Origin of the sequence: Marinimicrobium sp. UBA4509, from assembly GCF_002388575.1 — a bacterium.
GTDB lineage: Bacteria > Pseudomonadota > Gammaproteobacteria > Pseudomonadales > Cellvibrionaceae > Marinimicrobium > Marinimicrobium koreense.
The window spans coordinates 60,075-62,376 of record NZ_DGMV01000031.1 but is presented as its reverse complement, the minus strand read 5'-3'; the positions used below and the strand labels follow the sequence as shown (position 1 = coordinate 62,376).

General features: G+C 58.3%; 3 protein-coding genes. All 3 read right to left on the bottom strand.

What is annotated here, in order from left to right; genetic code table 11:
* Window positions 1-156 (bottom strand): GDYXXLXY domain-containing protein (locus B3520_RS17490; protein WP_414673872.1); only part of this gene is annotated, 156 nt, incomplete at its 3' end.
* A complete protein-coding gene (locus tag B3520_RS04010) occupies window positions 149-1,201 on the bottom strand; it encodes a DUF4401 domain-containing protein (protein ID WP_286804576.1) in 1,053 nt (350 codons plus the stop codon). The genes B3520_RS17490 and B3520_RS04010, both read right to left, overlap by 8 nt.
* Window positions 1,185-2,153 carry a DUF2157 domain-containing protein gene (locus B3520_RS04005; RefSeq protein ID WP_286804575.1) on the bottom strand — a complete coding sequence of 323 codons (969 nt, stop codon included), beginning with the start codon at window positions 2,151-2,153 and terminating at the stop codon, window positions 1,185-1,187. The genes B3520_RS04010 and B3520_RS04005 overlap by 17 nt, the downstream gene beginning before the upstream one ends.
* Between the last annotated feature and the right edge of the window lie 149 nt (window positions 2,154-2,302).

Below are 2,302 nucleotides of genomic sequence, written 5' to 3'. Positions count from 1 at the left end.
CATGTAATCCCCCTGCATCAGCGAGCGCGGGTCCACCGGGGCGAGCTCGAGATACATGATTTCACCCTGGGCCAGATGCTGCTCCTTCTCATAAATGGAAAAATTGACGAGCACCAATATGGCCAGGGCGGTGACCAGTGCGATTCCCCTACGCATCGGTCATGTCTCCAGAGAGGCTGGCCGACCAACGATTCAGGCCATAGCGCACAGCGAAAAAAAACAGTCCGAGAATCAGCAGAGTGAAGGATTTTTCCAGTAGGGTCAGGTCCAGACGGTAATAGTAGGTGGAAATGGAAAACAGCAGAGACAGTACGCCCAGCCCCATCACGATCCGGTGGTTGATGGCGAACCCCAGGGCAATCAGTGCTGCGCCCTGCGTCAGACCGAAAGCATAAGAGGAGGCCAGACAAAGAAGCACCAAGGTGACCGCACTGATAATCAATGCGCGTCCAGTCAGCGCCATTGGGTTCACGCGGATCACCCGGTAGGCCAGATAGCCAAGCGCGGCGCCGGTCAGCCACTCGCCCAGCCAGTGGGGAAACCAGGCGATTGCGAGGCTGTCTTCCACCAGCTCGGGAAAACGGATCAGGTACTGCATGACCAGCAGCCCGAGCGTCAGTCCCATGGCGATGTTTTTCAGGGCGTTGCGGTGCTGAGGGTAGTGAAATTCGTTCAGCCAAAATACACAGGTGATACCCAAAACGACGGGCGGAATACCGTACACGGCTCCGGTTTCCACGCCGAGAAAAAACAGGGATAAGCCCGCAAACAACGCGGAAAATATTCGGTGCAACTGACTCGCCATCAGCACGGCAAGGGCTGAATGCAGAATCAACATTCCCACCCAGAACAGGGCGTTGATATCATCGAGCCAGTAGGCGATGGCATAGGCGACCAGCAATTGACCGGCGAGGCTGGAGGCCAATACCAGCTGCTCCAGAAAAACACTCTGTCGGTGAAGCAATAAACCAAAAGCGCCACCGATCAGCAGTAAACCCAGCACCAGGGCGATGATCGGCTTATCCAGTGCCTGAATGAATCCCAGGCCGAGAAAACCCAGAAGAAACAGCGCGGCCAGCCAGCCACCGATTCCCTGAAGAACAAGCAGATACCAGGGAATCACCGGCCCTTGATCATTGCCCGGTTGAAGGCCGATACCGGCTTCGGCGAGGCGGCGCTTTGCGTCAGTGTTCTGGTTCATGGTGCATAAGCCGGTTCAGATGAATCAGCCACTTCACCAGGGCCGTGGTCGAGCCGATGGTGATGGCGCTAAGCAGAAAGAAGACACCGTCTTCCTGCAGGTCGGTGTGCGCAATGAACAACCCGTCGATGACCACAATCACGGAGAGGCAGCCGCCGGCGAGCATAAACAGGTCGGGCTTGAGGTACCGGTAAACGCCGTAAATGGCCGCCAACACCAGCGCGTAGATCAGTAGCTCGCCACTGATCAGGGTGTCCGAGCTGCCTATCAACGCCAGTATGGTGGCCGCCATCCCTACGCCGGCGGCAATCAGGCGCTGAGCCCAGCCGGTATCGAGCCAGGTCAATCGGCGCGCCGCCAGCTCCCACCCAATCAAACTCAGGGTATTGATGACCAGCAGCGCCCAGGCCAGGCTGGTGTCCCCGGTCAGAATCCAGACCGAGCCGAAGGTGCCGTGATAGAGCATTGTGGCCAGATTCCAAAGCCCGATCACCAATACCCAGAGTGCGGGCAACCGGGCAATCAGCGCCCAGGGCAGAATCATCAGGCTCCAGGTAAAAAACAGCTGCCAGGGGTCCGCGCCGGTCTGATAGGTTTGACCGAACAGGGCCAGCAAACCGCCCACCACCAGTGCCGCGGCAAACAGCGCCGCTTTCGCCGCCAGCCCCCTTCCACCTTTCCAGAAATAGGCGCTCACGGCGATGAGCAACGCCAGCTCAACCAGCGCGAACCGACCCAGATGACCCAGCTCGGTCCAGTTGTAGGCAATAAAAAACAGCAGCGCAAAGCCAAGCGCCAAAGCGCTGAGCCAGAGCAGAAGATGATCGAGGAAACGTTGCCAGCGGGGCAGGGAAGGATAGAGGCCGAGCAACGTGGCCGCACGCTGGTAATCAGCAGGAGCGAGTTCCTCCTGCTCAATCAGATGATCCAATTGTCGGCGCGCCGTATCCATGAAAGCAGGTCCGTGTTCGTTTTCAGGCAGTATCCACAAGCCACCCAACACCGTCAAGCACCCATACCGCCCGTTGTCCATCGTGCGGCTAACACCCGAAATCTGCGTAGGGCGGATAAGCGCCCAAAGGCGCGCATCCGCCGTAACCC